The sequence below is a fragment of the Klebsiella sp. A52 genome (genome assembly GCF_018388785.1).
GTDB classification, from domain to species: Bacteria; Pseudomonadota; Gammaproteobacteria; order Enterobacterales; family Enterobacteriaceae; genus Klebsiella; species Klebsiella aerogenes.
On record NZ_CP074437.1, the window covers coordinates 3,440,294 to 3,458,874 of the forward strand.

Here is an 18,581-nt window from a genome sequence, read left to right on the forward strand (position 1 = left end):
CCTTCTAACTATAGAACATTGTTCTGGGTTCGCCGGGCAGAAACGAATAGAGTTATCCTAAAATGCGCATTAGCGGAGGAGGGGCGACGAAAAGGGGGGCGATCGGCTATGATAGGGGTTTATGTTCCCGCTTTGCTTAGTGAATCCATCTGTTATGAAAACATTGCGCCAACAAAATCGCCCTGTCATTAGCTACGTGCCGCGCGTCGAGCCTGCGCCGCCGGATCATGCCGTTAAAATGGACCATTTTCGCGATGTCTGGATATTGCGGGGCAAATATGTCGCCTTTGTACTGATGGGCGAGCGTTTCCGCCGTTCACCGGCGTTCACCGTGCCGGAATCGGCGCAGCGTTGGGCTAATCAGATACGCCAGGAAGGTGAAATAGAGGCCTGACCTCGCGGGTAAAATAAAAAAGCCGCTGAAATTCAGCGGCTTTTTTGTGGCTGTTAACGTTAGCGATGCGCCAGTTCGGCGTCTTCTTCGCTATCGAGGATGGCTTTATCCGTCTGGCGCAGCCACTGGCTGGTCAGCGTGCCGGCGGTCATTGAACCGTTAACGTTAAGGGCGGTACGGCCCATATCAATCAGCGGCTCGACGGAAATCAGCAGTGCGACCAGCGTGACCGGCAGACCCATCGCCGGCAGCACGATCAAGGCTGCGAAGGTCGCGCCGCCGCCAACGCCGGCTACGCCCGCGGAGCTTACGGTGACGATACCCACGAGGGTGGCAATCCACATTGGATCCAGCGGGTTGATGCCAACGGTTGGCGCTACCATTACCGCCAGCATCGCCGGATAGATACCGGCGCAGCCGTTCTGACCAATCGTCGCGCCAAATGAGGCGGAGAAGCTGGCAATAGATTCCGGCACGCCCAGACGGCGCGTCTGCGCTTCCACGTTCAGCGGAATAGACGCCGCGCTGGAACGGCTGGTGAAAGCGAAGGTAATCACCGGCCAGACTTTACGGAAATACTTCAGCGGACTGACGCCATTGACGGCTAACAGCAGACCGTGTACCACAAACATGATCCCCAGCGCGATGTAAGAGGCCACCACGAAACCGCCGAGCTTGATGATGTCATGCAGGTTGGAACCGGCAACCACTTTGGTCATCAGTGCCAGTACGCCGTACGGGGTCAACTGCATCACCAGACGCACCAGCTTCATCACCCAGCCCTGCAGCGTGTCGATGGCGGTCAGGACGCGTTGGCCTTTCTCCACATCGTTTTTCAGCAGCTTCAGCGCCGCGACGCCAAGGAACGCCGAGAAGATAACGATACTGATGATCGAGGTCGGGTTCGCGCCGGTCAGATCGGCAAACGGGTTTTTCGGCACAAACGACAGGATCAGCTGCGGAACGCTCAGATCTGATACTTTACCGACATAGTTGCTCTGGATGGCGTTCAGACGAGCGGTTTCCGCGCTGCCCTGCACCAGGCCTTCAGCGGTGAGGCCAAACAGGTTGGTCACCAGCACGCCGACCAGCGCGGCGATTAGGGTGGTGAACAGCAGCGTACCGATGCTCAGGAAACTGATTTTCCCCAGCTGTGATGCATTGTGCAGGCGCGCCACCGCGCTCAAAATGGAGGCGAAGACCAGCGGCATGACAATCATCTGCAGCAGTTGCACGTAGCCGTTACCGACGATATTGAACCACTGAATAGAATCTTTCAGAACCTGACTGTCGGAGCCGTAAACCAGCTGCAGGCCAAGACCAAAAATAACGCCGATAACGAGACCGACCAGTACTTTTTTAGCGAGGCTCCACTGTTTGTGGCGGGTTTGAGCCAGCGCAAACAGTAAAACCGCGAACACGACAACGTTCGCTATTAATGGAAAATTCATCCCCGTTCTCCTGATATCTTGTTACCTGGGTTGGTCTGAAACCAACTCTTATGGCGCCAAGAGTAGCAGAAGGCCTTATTGCTTTCTTATACTCAAATGGAATGGGTTATAACCAAAAAATTATTTAGCGTATTTATCGTTCAGCCTGATGGTTAATAAAACGATTAAAGGTTATTTGCAGCGAATTAATCATATTTGATGACCAGCGCACGGCGCTATTTTCGGCCATGCTTTGCGGCATCCAGACGGCGTAAATGAACAGCGCCATGCACAGCGCGCGCTCGAGTTGATTGCCTTTGCGCGGCGCGAGGATCGGCAGACGGAACCGCCAGCGACAAGGCCACAGCAGCGGTACGCCGGCCGGGGTGAGCATATCGGCGAGTATATGACTGAGGTAGCCAAGCACTAAACCCTGCAGCGCATCGGCCGGGATTATCCAGCTCTCCGGCACTTTTAGATAGAACAGCGCCAGCCCGCCGAATACCGCCAGCAGGCTGTGGGTAAAACCCCGGTGGCCAAAGGCGCGGGCTACCGGTTTTGAGACCCAGCTTAAACGCTGCCCGAGGAAAGATTTAGGATGGTCGATATCGGGCAGCAGGCAGGTCAGCACGGCGGAAGGAACGATATGCCACCAGTCCCCCTGCGCCAGCACGGGGGTTAATTCTGCATTTTTTGCAAATACCGCACAGGCGATAGAAAAGAAGAGGTGGCCTTCCGCCGTCATGATAAAAACCCTAAACTGTCAATTCATACAGTATAGGGTTTTTATACAGTATACGGAAGAGGTGACGGTGTAACTCTTTGTCACAAGGTTGACATATTTTGACGACATTAATGCCAGCGCAAGTCGTTTAGCCGCGCAGGTCTGCTACCGTCAGCTGCTGCAGAGACGCCAGTTTCACATCGGCCAGTACGAAGCGCGGATCGCGGCTGTTTTCTGCTTCCGGAACCACAATCGAGCGCATCCGCGCCGCTTTACTGGCAATCATGCCGTTAACAGAATCCTCCAGCGCCACGCAGGACATTGGCGCGACGCCAAGCTTCGCGGCGCAATCAAGATAAACCTGGGGATGCGGTTTGCTGTAAGGCAGATGTTCGGCTGAGGCCAGCGCGTCGAACTGGTCGCGAAGTTCAAACATTTCCAGCACTTTTTCCAGCATATGCAGCGGCGACGCGGAGGCGAGGCCGATTTTTAGTCCTTCGGCCTTACACAACGCCACGGCTTCACGCACGCCGGGCAGTAGCGGCCGTGACTCCTCGACCAGCTGAATGGCCCGGCGGATAATGCTGGCGGTTACCTCCGCGCGGTCCGGGCCGCGCCAGGGCTGTTGCGCAAACCATAAATCGACCACCAGGTCGATGCGCAGCCCCAGCAGGTCAGGTAATTCATCACGGCGGCTAATATCCACTCCGAGGCTTTCCAGTACCTCCAGCTCTGCGCGGTCCCATAGCGGCTCTGAATCGATAAGCAGGCCATCCATATCGAAAATAGCGGCAAGAATCTGACGCTTTGCTGACATAAGTTCCTCTCCATTGGCGTAAGTAGATAACGAAATTGTCCATATGGTATATCATACCGCGCTGAAGCAGGCGAAATTCGCTGCGGAAGATAGACTTATACCTGACTCTATGTCGGCATGGAGAGTCTGGCGTTTTAAACAAGGGGAACTCATGACGTATCAACAAGCTGGACGCATTGCGGTCATTAAACGCATTTTGGGATGGGTCATCTTCATTCCAGCCGTGCTGTCTACGCTGATTTCCGTACTGAAGTTTATGTACGAGCATAGCGAAAAGAAACCGGGTATTGATGCGGTGATGATGGATTTCGCCCACCTGATGATTGAGATGGTGCGTTTCAATACGCCGTTCCTGAATTTCTTCTGGTACAACTCGCCGCTGCCGGAGTTCAAACATGCGTTGAACATCGGTTTCTGGATTATCTACGCGCTGGTGTTTGTCGGTATGGCGTTGCAGGCTTCCGGCGCGCGGATGGCCCGCCAGGCGAAGTTTCTACGCGAAGGCGTGGAAGATCAGTTGATTCTGGAACAGGCTAAAGGCGCGGAAGGCCTGTCTCGCGAACAGCTTGCCGAACGTATTGTCGTTCCGCGTCATACTATTCTGAAGCAGTATTTCACGCTTTACGTGCTGCCGATTGTGGTGATTGTGATCGGTTATATTTTCTTCTCGCTGCTTGGCTTTCTTTAAGCAGAAGATCTGCCCGGCAAGCCGGGCAATGTCTTACTCGGCAGGCAGCGCTCGCGGCTTGCCTTCATTGTCTACCGCCACATAAATAAACAAGGCTTCCGTCGCCTTATAACGCTGGCCCAGCGGTTCCGTCGATACTTTTTTCACCCATACCTCAATATTAATAGTGATTGAGGTGTTGCCGCGCTTTACGCAGCGGGCATAGCAGCACACAACATCGCCAACGGCGACCGGGCGTAAAAAAGTCATACCATCAACACGGACAGTCACAACGCGGCCGCGGGCAATCTCTTTGGCCATAATCGCGCCGCCGATATCCATCTGCGACATCAGCCAGCCGCCAAAAATATCGCCGTTCGCGTTGGTATCCGCCGGCATGGCCAGGGTGCGTAAAACCAATTCGCCCTTCGGGGCGAGATCTGTTGTTGTCATTCTATACTCTGTACTAGTCAAAGGAGATCAGGCGCGATGCTACTATGAAAACGGCGCAGAGAGAATAGGGGAATACGCCCGCCGGTACGGTTAAAACGGGGTTTTGGCAAAGGTCGGGGCGCGAGTTGATAATAGAAGGCGGTACGCGCCGGCTAGCGCGTACCGTTAAGGGGTATTAGTGCTTATCGTCCTGTGGCATGTGGCGGTAGATATAAACGCCGCTCAACAGGGTAAAGACCAGGGTCAATGCCGTTAAACCGAAGACTTTGAAGTTGACCCAGATATTCTGCGGCAGCCAGAACGCGATGTAGATATTAGCCAGCCCGCAGAGAATAAAGAACAGCGCCCAGGCCAGATTCAGCCGCGACCACACCTGCTGCGGCAGCGTCAGCTCTTTACCAAGCATGCGTTGGATCAGCGGCTTTTTCATTACCCACTGGCTGAACAGCAGGGCGCCGGCAAACAGGGCGTAGATGACGGTCACTTTCCACTTAATAAATTCATCGTTGTGGAAGAAGATTGTCAGCCCGCCGAATACGGCGACCAGCACAAAAGTGATCAACGCCATCTTTTCAACTTTACGATAGCGCACCCAGCTATAAATGAGGACTACCGCGGTGGCGACGATCAGCGCGGTGGTTGCGGCGTAGATATCGTAAATCTTATAAAAAGCGAAGAAGACTACGAGCGGTAAAAAATCGAGAAACTGCTTCATACATCAATTCCGTCGTTCAGGAAGGGCCGGAATGCCCGGCCCTGATTAAAGTTAGTTGCGAATAAGCATATACAAGCGGAACAAATAGATCAGCAACAGCGCAGAGAACAGATTGCTGATGGTATTAATGACCACGGCGGCAACGTTGGGCGACAGCGTTGCAAAGCTTGAAGCAAGCAGCAGCAGCGCCGTTTTTGCCAGCAGCCAGCCGAGTACCGCTGGCGCCACCAGGCGCATATTCGCCCACGCCAGACGCATACTGCCGCGCATTGCGCTAAAGATGCCGATTTTATCCTGCACCAGCATCACCGGCGCGAACGCCAGAACTATCGCCAGCAGCACGCCCGGCACCAGCACCAGCATCATCCCCATCTGTACCACGAAGGTGGTGAACAGAATAAGCAGCAACAGCTTCGGCAGAACCGGCGCCGCCGCGCCGATCGCCCGCAGCGCGCTGACGCGATGCCCGGCGGAGATCAGCTGAATCAGCAACAGTACGCCGCCGACGAGGATGGCATTCCCCACCAGGCCCGAGAAGGTTGAGGCTGCCGACGCGCGCAGCAGGATCTGCTGCTGTTCCGGCGTCATGTTCTGCACCAGCTCAAACAAGCCGGCGCTGCCCACGAGGTTATCGCCCTCGCTGAGAATCGATAACTGCTCGTCGCTGGGCGAAAAGGCATGGCCAATGACTACCGTGATGAACGCGCATAACAACGCAATCAGCAGAATAGTAACGAACTGATTACGAAAAAAATTCCCCGTGTCACGGTAGACGGACTTCGCCGTGATAGACATGCATTCTCCTTGAGTCTTGCAGGTGTTTTAACTAGCCGGGGATTGTACCGCAAAACGTGGTTGGGTAGCAGTCTCTGCCGAGGTCACGGTAGGTATATCTTTGTAAAGAGTTCCCAGCGGCGGCAGGCCATAGCGGGCACGGGCGCGATCGCAGGCTTCGTTGAGTTCGCCGCCTTCGCCTGACATGGCAAACTCGCGGCAGGGGGAAGGCCGCTGGTGATAGATGGAGCAGTGTACCGATTCGCCGATTTCACCGCTTAAGGCGGTACAGCGGCTTTGCCGCTGATTGGTACCGCTCATGCAGCGCAGAAAAGGGGTAAGGGGTTCGGTGAGCTGTGTGGGTACCACGCCGCCAGCGTCGTCGGCTTCAGCCCAGTAGAAGGAGACTCGAAAATACGCACAACAGGCACCGCACGTCATGCACGGGTTGATTTCACTCATAATTACACCTGAAAAAAACGCATCAACACAAATTGTCGGCAATTAAATTAGCTATCCGCGCGATCGGCGACAAGAGGGGCAAGCAAAAATTTTTCTCATGGGTAAAAATTGATGTAAAGACAAATCAGAACGTTACTAACTGCTGCAAAAATTAATCTGGATCAATAAATGTTAAATCTAATGGCCTGGTGTGATCTAAAACAGATCAAAGCTAACTCATTGTAGGTATATTTGCAGCCGCTGATAAAAACCATAATGGGGACATGGATATGAAGAAAATAGCAGCGGCGGCATTGATCTTAGGTACGCTTTCTGGTGGTAGCGCCTGGGCGCATGAAGCGGGGGAGTTTTTTATTCGCGCGGGCTCGGCGACGGTTCGCCCGACTGAGGGCTCTGACAACGTGCTGGGTAGTCTCGGCGGTTTTAACGTCAGTAATAACACCCAGTTGGGTTTAACCTTTACCTATATGGCGACCGACAATATCGGTATCGAACTGCTGGCGGCAACGCCGTTCCGCCATAAGGTCGGTACCGGGCCGACCGGCACTATCGCCACCGTACATCAGCTGCCACCGACGCTGATGGCGCAGTGGTACTTTGGCGATGCGCAAAGTAAAGTGCGCCCGTATATCGGCGCCGGTATTAACTATACGACCTTCTTTAACAATGATTTCAACGATACCGGTAAGGACGCCGGGCTTTCCGACCTGAGTCTGAAAGATTCATGGGGCGCGGCAGGACAGGTTGGCCTGGATTATCTGATTGACCGCAACTGGCTGCTTAACATGTCGGTCTGGTACATGGATATCGACACCGATGTGAAATTTAAAGCTAACGGCGTTGACCAGAAAGTCAGCACCCGTCTGGATCCGTGGGTGTTTATGTTCTCTGCCGGTTATCGCTTCTAATGCTTTAAAAAAACTGGCCGCCTGCGGCCAGTTTTATCCTCTTCAGACCAGCCGATGGGCGTGCAGTTTGGCGCTTTCCATAATGCTATCCATTATCACCTGCACGCGATGCGGCAACACGCCTCGCTGACGATAAATCAACCACGCCTGCATATTCACGCCGCGTTCCCGTGGCAGACAGGGTTGTAACGTACCGGCCTCCAATTCCGCCGCGACGGAGTAAAAAGGGGCATAAACGATGCCCAGACCCTGCTTGGCAAGCTCGATGGCCGGCAAAATGTTATCGCATACGCTGGAACCGTTGACCTCCACCTGAATGCTTTCACCCGCTGCGTTATAGCAATGCCAGCTGTTGCGGATCCCGCCCAACGTACGCAAAGTGATGCAACGATGCTGCGCAAGCTCATCAACATCGTGCAGAGGCGACTGCGTAATATAATCCGCGCAGGCAAACAGCCCCATGCGAAAGCGGGTGAGAGGCCTTGCGATCAGGCTTTCGTCCTGGGGCTGGAAAAAGCTAATCAGCAGATCGCAATCGCTATCGAAAAGCGTCCCGTGTTTCTGTTCGCGCTCGTCGGGATTGCGGGTGAGAAGATTGACGGTTAACTCCGGCGCTGAGCGCAGCACCGGCGGCAAAAGATATCGGGCAAGGAAAGCCTGAATGCCGATTGGCGCGCCGAGCGTCACCATACCGTTGAGGCTGCGTTTCCAGGTACCGGACATATCAAGCAGGTCATTATGCTTATCCAGCAGAATGTCCGCCCGGCGCAGGAACTGCTCGCCAAACTCGCTCAGGATTAATGCCCGTGGGTGGCGGATAAAGATTTCCAGCCCCAGGCGCCGTTCCAGCGCATTCAGCGCCCGCGACACGTTCGACTGCGGCATATCCAGTAGCTGGGCGGCTTTGCTAACGCTTGCCGTTTCGGCAATCACGCGGACGATGCGGAGTTCGTCTATGCGCAGGTCTTTTTCTTTCACGAGGTCGCTTCTTTTGGTTTTGCTATATCAAAAATGATATACATCTTTGCTGTCATTGTCATATGACTTCTGGTTGGGAGCTGGGTATCATTTGCGTGGATTATTTGTTACAGCCGAAAAATACAGAGAAATAATTCGATGAAAATAACAAGAATGGCTGCGTTATCTGCAATGTTGCTGCTGGCTGCGTGCGCTTCCAGCGTAACCGAAAAAGAAAAATATATTGAATATGACGATATTATCAAGGGACTATCGGTTTCGGGGGAAGAGATATTATACCGGAAAGATAAAAGTACTGATTTTTACCGTTACCAATATTTGGTCTATCAGTCGGAAAATGATTATTCTCGGCACAGCCCCACGATTACAGTGAGTGGCATTGCTAATTATAAAACAGCGTAGTTAGTACGGTTTACCTTTTTTATTACCAGGTGTTATTATGTTCCTTAACTACTTCGCCTTAGGCGTGTTAATTGCCGTGTTTTTGATTTTATTTTACGGCATTATTATTATTCATGATATTCCCTATTTATTAGCCAAAAAACGTCAGCATCCTCATCAGGATGCGATCCATGTGGCCGGCTGGGTGAGCCTGTTTACCCTGCATGCGATTTGGCCGCTGTTATGGATCTGGGCAACGCTGTATCGCCCCGAGCGCGGGTGGGGAATGGCGCATAAAGTCGAAGATAGCGCCGAAATGCATCAGCGAATCAGGCAACTTGAAAGCGAGCTGAAGCGTCTGCAGGAGCAACAGATAACTGTAACGACAAACTCGTCAAATAACCGCTGAGGCTAATGTATGGATTTACTCATTATTCTTTGCTATGTGGCGTTGGCCTATGGCGTATTTAAAATTTTCCGTATCCCGGTAAATAAATGGACGGTACCCACGGCGGTCCTTGGTGGGGTGTTTATTGTCGGCGCGCTAATTCTGACTATGAATTATAATCACCCGTACACCGACCGGGCGCAAAAAATAGCTCTGTCGATCCCGATTGTGCCGCAGGTGTCGGGGGCCATCGTAGAAGTTACCGATAAAACGAATGTGTTATTACGCAAAGGCGAGGTACTGTTTCGTCTTGATGATAGCCGCTATCGCGCGCGACTGAATAAACTGGAGGCGGATCTCAGCGCCGCCGAAGCGGATATCAGAACCCGGAAAGCGGCATTAAGTGAATCCGCCGCTAACGTCCAGCGGATGACGGCGGAATATGAACGTGCCCGTCAGGATTATCAACGCTATGCGAAAGGCGCGGCCATGCCGGTTAACCCTTTTTCTGAGCAGGACGTGAATCACGCCGAGCAGCAATATCAGGCGCAATCCGCGGCCCTGCGGGCGGCTAAGGCACAGTATCAACAGGAGTTAGAAAGACTTTCTGCGCGTTTCAATGGCGAGGATGCGCAAATCGCCAGCCTGAAATCGCAGATTGCCGAGGCGCGTTATGACCTTGAACAGACGGTATTCCGCGCGCCCAGCGATGGTTATGTCACCCAGGTGCTGGCGCGACCGGGAACCACGGCAGTTCGTCTGCCGTTCAAACCGGTGATGATTTTTATTCCGCAGCAGAAACGGCAGGTGGTGGCGGTATTTCGCCAGAACGCTATCCTGCGCCTGGAGCAAGGGGACGAGGCAGAGGTGGTATTCAATGGTCTACCGGGGCAGGTGTATGCCGGCAAGGTCACAAAAGTATTGCCAACTATTCCCGACGGCAGCTACCAGGCCAGCGGCGCGTTACAGGGTTTAAGCGCCACGCCCGGTCGGGAAGGGGTTTATGTGATGATTGACCTCGCGGCGAGCCGCGATCTCGCCCATCTCCCTGATGGCGTCAGTGCCCAGGCGGCGGTCTATACCGACCATTTTGCCCACGTGTCGGTGATGCGTAAGGTGCTGTTACGGATGACCAGCTGGTTGCATTATCTGTATCTCGACCACTAAAGGCCGAAGTTGAGCGAAAAAAAGCCCGCGATAAACGCGGGCAAAAATACTGGAAGCAATGTGAGCAATGTCGTACCGAATACCTGAGTTGTTCACTCAACTATTCGGTAATGAGAAAGATAATATTTCTCATTTAAGATATCAACCCCAGATTTTGTGCGGAGGCGAATTTTTTTAATCAAGGGTGAAAACCGTACGTTTCTGGCTGTTATCACGCGGCCAGGCCGCAGCGACATCGCGGAGCGGCAGCGGCGTGGTGGCGATGGTAAACTGACCGGGAACCGCAGCCTGCAGCATCTCCCCGGTTGCCGCCAGCAGTTGCGGCATGGTCAGGCTGCCGATGCCGCTGCCCATAAGCTGTAGCGGCGCGGCGCGCAGCACGGCGCCAGTTAACGCGATATCCGCCCCGGCAAGGGAACCCACCTGCACATAACGCACCGGCTTATCGCCGGGGGTATATTTCGCCAGCATGGGCAGCAGCAACTCTGCGCTGCGTCCCCACAAATAATCCACGATCGCATCAACTTGCCCGGCGCTGGCGGCGGCGAATTGTGCGCTAAGCGTCTGCTCATCGGCGGTTAAATCAATACACTCATCGGCTGCGAGGGTGGCCAGCGCTTGCGCATTGCGCCCGGTGGCAATGATTTTTTTCGCACCGAGGTAGCGGGCAATCTGCACCGCCAACTGCCCGGCGCTGCCGGTGGCGCCGTTAATCAGTACCGTTTCGCCGGCCTGAAACTGCGCCCGCTTTACAAGCGCAGCCCAGGCAGACATGCCCGGATTGGCCATGGCCGCGGCGCTGATATCGTCAAGTTCATCCGGCAGCGGCAGGCAATTCTGCATTGCGACCGGCGCGCGTTGCGCCATACTGCCGAACGGCGCGCCGGGGAAAGCGAAATAGACGCGCTGGCCGTCAGGGGTCATACCGACGCCATCGATACCGACGACAAACGGCAGAGTGCCGTCAAAACTATAATGATGTCCTGATGCCCGGCCTTTAACCACGTGGCTAATGGCGGCGGCGCGAACGTCGATCAGCGTGTGTCCGACGGCGGGCTGCGGTTCGCTAAAATCGGCCCATACCGGGCCTTCGCTTAGATCAAATACCACGGCGGCTTTCATAACATTATCTCCTGATGATAATTATGTGTAATATGCACATATTCTTCAGGAGCACTATACGCGGTTAACTAATACATGCAAGATGCACATAATAATTACGACATCACCGACTTTCACGGCGCACTGCTGGATATCATTAGCGTGATGAATCAACCTCTTCGCGATGAGCAGATATTGCAGGCGGCAGGGGTGCAGCTTGAACAGATACTATTTCCGCTACTGGTGGCGGTAGGGCGCTATGGCCCGGTGGGGGTAGTTGAACTGGCGGAGCATTTAGGCCGCGATTACACCACCGTCAGTCGTCAGGTGAAAAAGCTGGAGGCTCAGGGGCTTGCCTGCAAGCAGGCCAATGCCAAAGACCGGCGGATAAGCGAGGTGACGCTCAGCGAAAAGGGGCAGCGGATGATCGACGCTATTGCCGTTGCGCGGCGGCAGTTAATGAATCAGGTGCTGGCTGGATGGTCAGAAGACGAGGTGCTGGCGCTGTTTCGCCTAACGCGAAAATACGCCAACAGCCTGCAGCGGAAATAGCCGCCCGGCGTGAGGCCGGGCGACAAAGGGTCAGGCGGTTTTGGTTGCCGCTTTCAGGCTCTGCACGAAGGTTTTTAGCTCTTCGAGCATTTTTTGCGGCTGTTCAAGGTTGCGCTCGATAATCTTGACGATGGCCGAGCCGGATATTGCCCCGGCGGCACCGGCGTCAATAGCGGCCGAAACCTGCTCCGGCGCCGAGATACCAAAGCCCTGCAGCGGCGGCGCGGCGTTATATTCCGCCAATTTTTCAATCAGATGATGCAGCGGCAGCGCGGCGCGGTTTTCCGCGCCTGTCACGCCAGCGCGCGATAGCAGGTAGGTATAGCCGCGGCCATAGGAGGCAATCTGGCGCAGTAAATCGTCATCGGCATTTGGCGGGCAGATGAAAATCGGCGCAATGTTATGGCGCAGCGCTGCCTGACGGAACGGGGCGGACTCTTCGACCGGCACGTCGGCGACCAGCACGGAATCCACGCCGACACGCGCGCATTCGGCGTAGAACTCATCAATCCCTGGGCTGAACACCAGGTTCGCGTACATCAACAGGCCGATTGGAATGGTCGGATGCTTGTGGCGGATCGCCGCCAGCATCTCGAAGCACTGCGCCGGGGTAACACCGGCGGCAAAAGCGCGCAATGTGGCGCCCTGAATCGTCGGGCCGTCGGCCAGCGGGTCGGAGAAGGGGATCCCCAATTCCAGCGCATCGGCGCCGGCTTCAATCAGCGCATCGATGATTTTCAGCGACTGTTCCGGCCCCGGATCGCCGAGGGTGACGAAGGGAACAAAGGCGCCTTCCTGGCGGTTTTTTAACTGTGCAAATAGCGTCTCGTAACGTTCCATCAGATTTCCCCTCGCGCTTTCAAAATGTCGTGTACGGTGAAGATGTCTTTATCGCCGCGGCCGGACAGGTTAACCACCAGCAGCTGCTCTTTATCCGGATTCTCGCGCATCATCTTCAGCGCGTGCGCCAGAGCGTGCGACGACTCCAGCGCCGGAATAATGCCTTCATGGCGGGAGAGCGCTTTAAAGGCATCCAGCGCTTCGTTGTCGGTAATTGACACATACTCAGCGCGCCCGGTGCTATTAAGGAACGCATGCTGAGGCCCCACTGACGGGAAATCCAGCCCGGCGGAGATAGAATAAGATTCTTCAATCTGCCCGTCGGAGGTTTGCATCATCGGCGACTTCATGCCGAAATAAATGCCGACGCGACCATGCTTCAGCGGCGCGCCGTGCTCGCCGGTTTCGATACCGTGGCCGGCAGGCTCGACGCCAATCAGGCCAACGCGGGATTCATCAATGAAATCAGCGAACATGCCGATGGCGTTAGAACCACCGCCAACGCAGGCGATCACCGCGTCCGGCAGGCGTCCTTCTTTCTCGAGGATCTGCGCTTTGGTTTCTTCGCCGATCATGCGCTGGAATTCACGCACGATAGTCGGGAATGGGTGCGGGCCAGCGGCGGTGCCGAGCATGTAGTGCGCCTTCTCGTAGCTGCCGGACCAGTCGCGCAGCGCTTCGTTACAGGCATCTTTCAGGGTGGCGGAACCGCTGTGCACTGGAATGACTTCCGCACCCATCAGGCGCATGCGGAACACGTTCGGCGACTGCCGCTCGACGTCTTTGGCGCCCATATAGATGCGGCATTTCAGACCGAGCAGGGCGCTGGCCAGCGCCGAGGCGACGCCGTGTTGGCCGGCGCCGGTTTCGGCGATAATTTCCGTTTTGCCCATACGTTTGGCCAGTAGCGCCTGGCCCAGCACCTGGTTGGTTTTGTGCGCGCCGCCGTGGAGCAGATCTTCACGCTTGAGGTATAGCGTGGTGCGGGTGCCTTCGGTCAGATTGCGGCATTTGGTCAGCGCCGTCGGGCGGCCCGCGTAGTTTTTCAGCAGGTCGGTGAATTCGGCCTGAAACTCAGGATCTTTTTGCGCGCTGACGAAAGCTTCTTCCAGCTGGCGCAGGGCGGGCATCAGGATCTGCGGAACGTACATACCGCCGAATTCGCCGAAATACGGGTTCAGTAAAGTGCTCATTATTGCATTGCTCCTTAATATGCGCGCAGCGTCTGGAAAACGGCAGCCACCAGGCTTGCCTCTTTTATTCCCGGCTGCGACTCTACGCCTGAGTTGAAATCGAGTCCGGCACAGCCGCTTTTCGCGGCTTCTACGCAGTTATCGGCGCTGAGGCCGCCTGCCAGCATCACGTTACGCAGGTCCTGGCCCTGCAGCAGCGACCAGTCGAAGCGTTGACCGCTACCGCCCTGACCGTTGTCAAAGACATATCTGTCCACATGATTGAGGTTACGCGGCGGCAGCGTTTCGCCGACGCTCAGCGCCTTCCAGATTTGGATCTGCTCCGGCAGCGCCGCGCGCAGGGCATCAATCCAGGCCTGGTCTTCGCTCCCATGAAGCTGGACCGCGGCGAGTTTCAAGTTGGTCGCACGGGTGACGACCTCTTCAATGGCTGCATCGCGGAAAACGCCAACGTAGCTGAGCGGCGCGGCGGCCATTACCGCCTGTGCCTGCTGGTCGTCAACTGCGCGCGGCGAACTGGCGACGAAAATCAAGCCGCCGTAGATAGCGCCCGCCTCCCAGGCGACTTGCGCATCCTGCGGACGAGTCAGGCCGCAGACCTTGTTCTCACCTAACAGCACGCGCTTCACCGCAGCGCTTAGGTCCGGTTGCTCCATTAGCGCCGAGCCAATCAGGAAGCCGTTGGCGAAGTGGCTCAGTTCGCGGACTTCGCCGTAGGTATGAATTCCGGATTCGCTGATCACGGTGACATCCGGGCCGAGTCGCGGCGCCAGTTGACGCGTGCGGTTCAGATCAATCGACATATCGCGCAGATCGCGGTTGTTAATGCCGACGACTTTGGCCTTCAGCGCAATCGCGCGCTCCAGCTCCTCTTCGTTGCTGACCTCGGTCAGAACGCCCATATTGAGGCTGTGGGCGACAGCGGCGAGCTGCCGATATTGGTCATCATCGAGCACCGAGAGCATCAGCAGGCAGGCATCGGCCTGGTAGTAACGCGCGAGGTAAATCTGGTAAGGATCGATGGTGAAGTCTTTACACAGAATCGGCTGCGGCGCGACCTTGCTGACGATCGGCAGAAAATCAAAGCTGCCCTGAAAATATTTCTCATCGCACAGTACTGAAATTGCCGAAGCGTAGTGCTTATAAACCCCGGCGATGGTCGCCGGGTCGAAATCTTCCCGAATCAGTCCCTTCGACGGCGACGCCTTTTTGCACTCAAGAATAAAGGCGGTACGGGCGCCGGCCAGCGCATCGTAAAAATGGCGTTCGGACGGCACGATATCATTCTGAAAACTGGCTAACGGTTGTTGTTGTTTGCGGGCTTCTACCCAAATCGCTTTGTCGGCAACGATTTTTGCTAAAACGGTCTGCATTATTTACCCTCTTGCCGCTAATGCGGTCACTCTGTCATAGGCCGCTCCGCTGTGCAGCACATCCAGTACCTGCCGGGCGTTGGCTTTCAGGTCTTCATGCCCGTGTAAACGCATCAACATGGCGACGTTGGCGGCGACGGCGGCTTCGTGAGCGGCTTCACCTTTACCTTGTAGCAAGCGCGTGAGAATGTCACGGTTTTCTTCCGGCGTGCCGCCGGCCAGTTGCTCTTGATGATAAGGCGTCAGGCCGAAGTCGGCGGCGGTCAGCTGATAGCTCTGAATTTCGCCGTTATTGAGTTCGGCGACCACGGTCGGCGCATGCAACGAGACCTCGTCCATACCGCCGCTGTGTACCACGGCGGCGCGTTGATAGCCGAGTACGCGTAAGGTTTCGGCAATCGGCAACACCAGTTCCGGGCTGTAGACGCCAATCAACGCCAGCGGCGGGTGCGCAGGGTTAATAAGCGGCCCCAAGACGTTAAACAGGGTGCGCGTTTTCAACTGTTGGCGGACCGGCATCGCGTGGCGGAAACCGGTATGGTATTTCGGCGCGAACAGGAAGCAGACGCCCAGTTCATCCAGCGCGGCGCGCGATTTATCGGCATTCATATCCAGATTAATACCAAACGCGGCCAGCAGGTCGGACGAACCGGATTTACTGGAGACGCTGCGGTTGCCGTGTTTCGCCACCTTTAAACCGCAGGCGGCGGCGACAAAGGCGCTGGCGGTTGAGATATTGATGCTGTTGCTGCCATCGCCGCCGGTGCCGACAATATCGGCAAACTGATAATCCGGACGCGGGAAGGGCGCGGCGTTTTCCAGCAGCGCGGTGGCAGCGCCGGCAATTTCCTGTGGTTGCTCGCCGCGCACTTTCATGCTCACCAGCGCGGCGGCCAGCTGTTCCGGCTTCACTTCGCCGCGCACGACGGCGGAAAACAGCACGTGACTCTCCTGCTGGCTCAGCGTCTGTGCCTGGTACAATTTTTCCAGAATCGGTTGTACGACATTGGTCTGTTCCAGTTTCTGCAGCGCCCATGCCAGCGTTTGCTCCAGCAGCAGCGCCCCCTGGGTAGTCAGAATCGACTCCGGATGGAACTGGAAGCCGCAGACGCGATCGGCGTCGTGGCGAACCGCCATCACCATACCGTTGAAATTGGCGTTAATGGTGAGCCCGGCCGGAATATTGCTGCCGACCAGTGAATGGTAGCGGGCCACCGGCAGCGGGTTGGCAAGACCGGCGAACATCGCCTGGCCGTCATGCTCAATGCTGGAGGCTTTGCCGTGAAGGATTTCTCCCGCCTGGCCGACATAGCCGCCGTAGGCTTCCACGATGGCCTGGTGGCCGAGGCAGATACCGATAATCGGTAACTTGCCGCGCAGGCGGGTCAGCAGCTCCGGCATGCAGCCGGCTTCGCTTGGGGTTCCCGGCCCCGGAGAGAGCATCAGCACCGGGTTATCCATGGTGCCGATACGTTCAATCAGCGATTGTGCCGGAACGGTATTGCGATAAATAACCACGTTGTGGCCGTTAGCCCGCAGCTGGTCGGCGAGGTTATAGGTAAAGGAGTCGATATTATCGAGCAGCAGGATGTCGGCCATTAGAAAGTCTCCTTCGCGTGATGGGCCTGAGCAATGGCGCGCAGCACGGCGCGAGCTTTATTACGGGTTTCATCCGCCTCGGATTGCGGAACGGAATCGAGCACGATACCGGCGCCCGCCTGCACGGTGGCGATACCATCTTCAACGTAGGCTGAGCGGATCACGATGCAGGTATCGAGGTCGCCATGGGCGGTAAAGTAGCCGACCGCGCCGCCATAACTACCGCGCCGCTTGCCTTCCGCGGCGGCGATTAGCTGCATGGCGCGAACTTTCGGCGCGCCGCTAAGAGTGCCCATATTCATGCAGGCGCGGTAGGCGTGCAGGACGTCCAGGTCGCGGCGCAGTTCACCAACCACGCGGGAAACCAGATGCATCACAAAGGAGTAGCGATCGACTTTAGTCAAATCCGCCACGTAGCGGCTACCCGGCGTACAGATGCGGGCCAGGTCGTTACGGGCCAGGTCAACCAGCATCAGATGTTCGGAAAGCTCTTTGTGGTCGGTACGCATCTCCAGCTCAATACGGCTATCGAGATCGCGATCCAGCGAACCGTCGGCGCGGCGGCCGCGCGGACGGGTGCCGGCAATGGGGTAGATCTCAATCTGGCGGCTGACGGCGTCGTATTTCAGCGAGCTTTCCGGCGAGGCGCCGAACAGGGTGAAATCGTTATCCTGTATAAAGAACATATATGGGCTGGGATTGCTCTTTTTCAGCACATCGTACGAGGCCAGCGGCGACGGGCAGGGGAGGGAGAAACGGCGCGACGGCACGACCTGGAAGATTTCGCCCGCGCGAATGGCGCGCTGCATTTTGCGCACCACGGCGCCGTACTCCTCATCGCTCTGATCGACGTCGCAACGCATCTCGGCGACGGTAGTGACCGGCAGCGGCGCAGGCGGTTCATTTAACTGCTGGCGAAGCTGGGCGATACGTTGCAGAAGACGCTGTTTCTCATTCTCCAGCGGCGTGAACAGGCTCGCCTGAATGCGGGTGTTTTTGGTCTGATGGTCAATCACCAACAGGGTTTCAGCCAGGTAGAAACAGTAATCCGGGCAGGCGGTATCGGCGTCGAGCGGCGGTAAATCCTCGAAACCGGCCACCAGGTCGTAAGCGAACAGGCCGCCAAAGAACATCGCTTCGCGCTCGGCCTGCGGGACGCTGACTAACTCCTGTAACAGACGAAACGCATCGAACACCGATAACGAACACAGGCGAGCGTCTTCATCCAGCAGGGCGCTAACCGGCGGGAAGGTGAGTACCCGGCTGTTCGGCTGGCGCAGATTCTCAATGCCGGACGGCAATGCGTTATCCAGCAGTTCAAGCAGCGCGGCGCCGTTCGCCGACAGCGCCTGGACAGTGACGGTATTGCCAAGCGCGGTAATACGCAGGGCGCTATCCACCAGCAGCAGGCTTTTTAAATCGTCTTTACTATCGATGTCGGCCGATTCCAGCAGCAGGGTTGCCGGGCGCGCGCCGCATAATTGATGGAATAACGCCGTCGGGTTTTCGCGATAGATGGCGTCGCTGGTGAGAAGCTCGAGCGCTGGTTTTGATGTTTGCATTATCATTCTCGCCTGTTCTGTTCATTATTTTGTTCAAAAAAAAGCCCGCTCAGTGGCGGGCCAGGTATCTGTTTGCTGAGTGCAAAACGCGATCACGCCGCCC

At 56.1% G+C, this 18,581-nt stretch carries 21 protein-coding genes and 1 other annotated feature (1 of these 22 cut by a window edge); of the genes, 7 read left to right on the forward strand and 14 right to left on the reverse strand.

All coding sequences use genetic code 11. From position 1 onward, the window contains the following. The first annotated feature begins 154 nt into the window (after positions 1-154). A complete protein-coding gene (gene cedA, locus KGA69_RS16245) occupies positions 155-394 on the forward strand; it encodes a cell division activator CedA (RefSeq protein WP_045393220.1) in 240 nt (79 codons plus the stop codon). A gap of 59 nt (positions 395-453) precedes the next feature. Here cedA and KGA69_RS16250 read toward each other — a convergent pair whose 3' ends face one another. From KGA69_RS16250 to hxpB, 3 genes are all read right to left on the reverse strand, one after another. Continuing rightward, on the reverse strand, positions 454-1,845 hold the full coding sequence (locus tag KGA69_RS16250) for an L-cystine transporter (protein ID WP_213292465.1): 1,392 nt from the start codon (positions 1,843-1,845) through the stop codon (positions 454-456). Positions 1,846-1,978: 133 nt separating this feature from the next. Next, positions 1,979-2,569, reverse strand: coding sequence for a metal-dependent hydrolase (locus KGA69_RS16255; protein WP_213292466.1), 591 nt, complete (start codon positions 2,567-2,569; stop codon positions 1,979-1,981). A gap of 127 nt (positions 2,570-2,696) precedes the next feature. Then, on the reverse strand, positions 2,697-3,365 hold the full coding sequence (gene hxpB / locus KGA69_RS16260) for a hexitol phosphatase HxpB (protein ID WP_045393217.1): 669 nt from the start codon (positions 3,363-3,365) through the stop codon (positions 2,697-2,699). A gap of 151 nt (positions 3,366-3,516) precedes the next feature. Between hxpB and KGA69_RS16265 the strand changes: the two genes are divergently transcribed. Next, positions 3,517-4,053 (forward strand): YniB family protein, encoded by a 537-nt coding sequence (locus tag KGA69_RS16265; protein ID WP_047045057.1) that lies wholly within the window; start codon positions 3,517-3,519, stop codon positions 4,051-4,053. A gap of 33 nt (positions 4,054-4,086) precedes the next feature. Here the strand turns inward: KGA69_RS16265 and yciA are convergent, their stop codons facing one another. The 4 genes from yciA to KGA69_RS16285 all read right to left on the reverse strand — a co-directional run bounded on the left by yciA (position 4,087) and on the right by KGA69_RS16285 (position 6,436). After that, positions 4,087-4,485, reverse strand: a complete 399-nt coding sequence (gene yciA, locus KGA69_RS16270) for an acyl-CoA thioester hydrolase YciA (protein ID WP_015705756.1) — start codon at positions 4,483-4,485, stop codon at positions 4,087-4,089. 175 nt (positions 4,486-4,660) lie between these two features. Beyond that, positions 4,661-5,200 (reverse strand): septation protein A, encoded by a 540-nt coding sequence (locus tag KGA69_RS16275; protein WP_015366196.1) that lies wholly within the window; start codon positions 5,198-5,200, stop codon positions 4,661-4,663. Between the two features lie 51 nt (positions 5,201-5,251). Next, entirely contained in the window at positions 5,252-5,995 is a 744-nt protein-coding gene (locus KGA69_RS16280; RefSeq protein WP_045387665.1) for a YciC family protein, read from the reverse strand. Between the two features lie 27 nt (positions 5,996-6,022). Next, positions 6,023-6,436: a YkgJ family cysteine cluster protein gene (locus tag KGA69_RS16285; RefSeq protein WP_045393211.1), complete on the reverse strand. Its 414-nt coding sequence runs from the start codon at positions 6,434-6,436 to the stop codon at positions 6,023-6,025. Between the two features lie 269 nt (positions 6,437-6,705). On the opposite strand from KGA69_RS16285, the gene ompW reads away from it, so the two are divergent. After that, entirely contained in the window at positions 6,706-7,344 is a 639-nt protein-coding gene (ompW, locus tag KGA69_RS16290; RefSeq protein ID WP_045374891.1) for an outer membrane protein OmpW, read from the forward strand. A 42-nt stretch (positions 7,345-7,386) separates the two neighbouring features. On the opposite strand, the gene KGA69_RS16295 is transcribed toward ompW, so the two are convergent. Beyond that, positions 7,387-8,322: a LysR family transcriptional regulator gene (locus KGA69_RS16295; protein ID WP_045393208.1), complete on the reverse strand. Its 936-nt coding sequence runs from the start codon at positions 8,320-8,322 to the stop codon at positions 7,387-7,389. Between the two features lie 138 nt (positions 8,323-8,460). On the opposite strand from KGA69_RS16295, the gene KGA69_RS16300 reads away from it, so the two are divergent. The 3 genes from KGA69_RS16300 to KGA69_RS16310 are packed head-to-tail and all read left to right on the forward strand — an operon-like array spanning position 8,461 to position 10,258. Next, positions 8,461-8,724 carry a hypothetical protein gene (locus KGA69_RS16300; RefSeq protein ID WP_049060844.1) on the forward strand — a complete coding sequence of 88 codons (264 nt, stop codon included), beginning with the start codon at positions 8,461-8,463 and terminating at the stop codon, positions 8,722-8,724. Between the two features lie 37 nt (positions 8,725-8,761). Beyond that, positions 8,762-9,112 carry a DUF3302 domain-containing protein gene (locus tag KGA69_RS16305; RefSeq protein ID WP_045393202.1) on the forward strand — a complete coding sequence of 117 codons (351 nt, stop codon included), beginning with the start codon at positions 8,762-8,764 and terminating at the stop codon, positions 9,110-9,112. Between the two features lie 9 nt (positions 9,113-9,121). Next, positions 9,122-10,258, forward strand: a complete 1,137-nt coding sequence (locus KGA69_RS16310; protein ID WP_045393199.1) for an HlyD family secretion protein — start codon at positions 9,122-9,124, stop codon at positions 10,256-10,258. A 174-nt stretch (positions 10,259-10,432) separates the two neighbouring features. On the opposite strand, the gene KGA69_RS16315 is transcribed toward KGA69_RS16310, so the two are convergent. Beyond that, positions 10,433-11,380 (reverse strand): quinone oxidoreductase family protein, encoded by a 948-nt coding sequence (locus KGA69_RS16315; RefSeq protein ID WP_045393196.1) that lies wholly within the window; start codon positions 11,378-11,380, stop codon positions 10,433-10,435. Between the two features lie 75 nt (positions 11,381-11,455). Here KGA69_RS16315 and KGA69_RS16320 point away from each other — a divergent pair, with 75 nt between their 5' ends. Next, positions 11,456-11,911 (forward strand): MarR family winged helix-turn-helix transcriptional regulator, encoded by a 456-nt coding sequence (locus tag KGA69_RS16320; RefSeq protein WP_045393193.1) that lies wholly within the window; start codon positions 11,456-11,458, stop codon positions 11,909-11,911. Between the two features lie 30 nt (positions 11,912-11,941). On the opposite strand, the gene trpA is transcribed toward KGA69_RS16320, so the two are convergent. From trpA to KGA69_RS16345, 5 genes are read right to left on the reverse strand one after another with little or no spacing between them, the layout of a single operon-like run. After that, positions 11,942-12,751: a tryptophan synthase subunit alpha gene (trpA, locus tag KGA69_RS16325; RefSeq protein WP_045374732.1), complete on the reverse strand. Its 810-nt coding sequence runs from the start codon at positions 12,749-12,751 to the stop codon at positions 11,942-11,944. Further along, the gene (gene trpB / locus KGA69_RS16330) at positions 12,751-13,944 is read right to left on the reverse strand and encodes a tryptophan synthase subunit beta (protein WP_015366207.1); all 1,194 of its coding nucleotides are present in this window, start codon (positions 13,942-13,944) and stop codon (positions 12,751-12,753) included. Before trpB ends, trpA begins: the two co-directional genes overlap by 1 nt. Before the next feature lie 14 nt (positions 13,945-13,958). After that, positions 13,959-15,317 (reverse strand): bifunctional indole-3-glycerol-phosphate synthase TrpC/phosphoribosylanthranilate isomerase TrpF, encoded by a 1,359-nt coding sequence (trpCF, locus tag KGA69_RS16335; RefSeq protein ID WP_045393187.1) that lies wholly within the window; start codon positions 15,315-15,317, stop codon positions 13,959-13,961. 3 nt (positions 15,318-15,320) lie between these two features. After that, on the reverse strand, positions 15,321-16,916 hold the full coding sequence (gene trpD, locus KGA69_RS16340; protein ID WP_047045032.1) for a bifunctional anthranilate synthase glutamate amidotransferase component TrpG/anthranilate phosphoribosyltransferase TrpD: 1,596 nt from the start codon (positions 16,914-16,916) through the stop codon (positions 15,321-15,323). Further along, complete coding sequence (locus tag KGA69_RS16345; protein ID WP_213292467.1) at positions 16,916-18,478, reverse strand: anthranilate synthase component 1; 1,563 nt, start codon at positions 18,476-18,478, stop codon at positions 16,916-16,918. The genes trpD and KGA69_RS16345 overlap by 1 nt, the downstream gene beginning before the upstream one ends. 35 nt (positions 18,479-18,513) lie before the next feature. Further along, positions 18,514-18,581 (reverse strand) — a sequence feature (Trp leader region); it runs 28 nt beyond the window's last position.

Bases quoted from the DNA above. Each gene is read 5' to 3' on its own strand.
- KGA69_RS16310 (WP_045393199.1), top strand. From the start codon at position 9,122: ATGGATTTACTCATTATTCTTTGCTATGTGGCGTTGGCCTATGGCGTA.
- KGA69_RS16255 (WP_213292466.1), bottom strand. From the start codon at position 2,569: ATGACGGCGGAAGGCCACCTCTTCTTTTCTATCGCCTGTGCGGTATTT.
- KGA69_RS16275 (WP_015366196.1), bottom strand. From the start codon at position 5,200: ATGAAGCAGTTTCTCGATTTTTTACCGCTCGTAGTCTTCTTCGCTTTT.
- trpCF (WP_045393187.1), bottom strand. From the start codon at position 15,317: ATGCAGACCGTTTTAGCAAAAATCGTTGCCGACAAAGCGATTTGGGTA.
- trpD (WP_047045032.1), bottom strand. From the start codon at position 16,916: ATGGCCGACATCCTGCTGCTCGATAATATCGACTCCTTTACCTATAAC.
- hxpB (WP_045393217.1), bottom strand. From the start codon at position 3,365: ATGTCAGCAAAGCGTCAGATTCTTGCCGCTATTTTCGATATGGATGGC.
- KGA69_RS16305 (WP_045393202.1), top strand. From the start codon at position 8,762: ATGTTCCTTAACTACTTCGCCTTAGGCGTGTTAATTGCCGTGTTTTTG.
- KGA69_RS16320 (WP_045393193.1), top strand. From the start codon at position 11,456: ATGCAAGATGCACATAATAATTACGACATCACCGACTTTCACGGCGCA.
- KGA69_RS16300 (WP_049060844.1), top strand. From the start codon at position 8,461: ATGAAAATAACAAGAATGGCTGCGTTATCTGCAATGTTGCTGCTGGCT.
- trpA (WP_045374732.1), bottom strand. From the start codon at position 12,751: ATGGAACGTTACGAGACGCTATTTGCACAGTTAAAAAACCGCCAGGAA.
- KGA69_RS16345 (WP_213292467.1), bottom strand. From the start codon at position 18,478: ATGCAAACATCAAAACCAGCGCTCGAGCTTCTCACCAGCGACGCCATC.
- yciA (WP_015705756.1), bottom strand. From the start codon at position 4,485: ATGACAACAACAGATCTCGCCCCGAAGGGCGAATTGGTTTTACGCACC.
- ompW (WP_045374891.1), top strand. From the start codon at position 6,706: ATGAAGAAAATAGCAGCGGCGGCATTGATCTTAGGTACGCTTTCTGGT.
- KGA69_RS16265 (WP_047045057.1), top strand. From the start codon at position 3,517: ATGACGTATCAACAAGCTGGACGCATTGCGGTCATTAAACGCATTTTG.
- KGA69_RS16285 (WP_045393211.1), bottom strand. From the start codon at position 6,436: ATGAGTGAAATCAACCCGTGCATGACGTGCGGTGCCTGTTGTGCGTAT.
- trpB (WP_015366207.1), bottom strand. From the start codon at position 13,944: ATGAGCACTTTACTGAACCCGTATTTCGGCGAATTCGGCGGTATGTAC.
- KGA69_RS16250 (WP_213292465.1), bottom strand. From the start codon at position 1,845: ATGAATTTTCCATTAATAGCGAACGTTGTCGTGTTCGCGGTTTTACTG.
- cedA (WP_045393220.1), top strand. From the start codon at position 155: ATGAAAACATTGCGCCAACAAAATCGCCCTGTCATTAGCTACGTGCCG.
- KGA69_RS16280 (WP_045387665.1), bottom strand. From the start codon at position 5,995: ATGTCTATCACGGCGAAGTCCGTCTACCGTGACACGGGGAATTTTTTT.
- KGA69_RS16315 (WP_045393196.1), bottom strand. From the start codon at position 11,380: ATGAAAGCCGCCGTGGTATTTGATCTAAGCGAAGGCCCGGTATGGGCC.